At 61.0% G+C, this 700-nt stretch carries 1 protein-coding gene; it reads right to left on the reverse strand.

Going from position 1 to position 700, the window contains the following annotated elements:
* On the reverse strand, positions 1-700 hold a 700-nt coding region (locus J5M56_RS23720; protein ID WP_207937910.1), incomplete at both ends, for an inner membrane CreD family protein.

Genomic DNA, 700 nt, shown 5'->3' on the forward strand with positions numbered 1-700 from the left:
GGAAGAAACCGGCGAATGTCAGGACGATGAACAGCAGCGCATATTTGATCGCCCGATCGCTCTTCAGGTACTGATCCACCGGGTCGATGAAGCTCACGCCGAAGCTGCGGCCGTTGAGTGCATCACAGTCGCCAGCGACGCAGCGCTCCATCGCCTCTTGCAGGTTGGTGGAGAAAAACGAGGTCTGCCAGTCGGCGCTGAAACCCTGATCGTTGATCTCGCGCTTGGCCGGCAGGAAGTTGCCGACGAAGCTGGGGTGCGGCCAGTTGGCGGCGAGGCTGACACTGCTGGTCTTGCCCACCGGCACCACACGCAGCGAGCCGGTGCCTTGCAGGCGCAGGTCGAAACCGAAGGTCAGTTGCGTGGCTTTGCTGGCGTCGAGCGCCGGCAGGGTCACGTGTACGCCCTCACCGATCCAGGCCACTTCGCTGCCGGGCACGAAATCCAGTTGCTGGCCGCCGAGCTCGAGTTTCAGCGCGTTTTCGATACCGCGAATATCGCTGATACCGACGACAAGGAACGGCGCGTCGAATTGGTAATCGGCAAAATTTTCCTTGATGCCCAACTGCGCCGGCAGGGAAAAATGCCCGTCGATACGGTTATCGGCGTGAAACAGTCGCGCCTCGTAAATGCCGCGTTTGCGCAGCTCGGTCTGCACCTGGCCGTCGAGTTCGAAACGCTCCGGCAGAAAGTACAGACG

It is taken from the genome of Pseudomonas sp. 51_B, assembly GCF_017491595.1.
GTDB lineage: Bacteria > Pseudomonadota > Gammaproteobacteria > Pseudomonadales > Pseudomonadaceae > Aquipseudomonas > Aquipseudomonas promysalinigenes.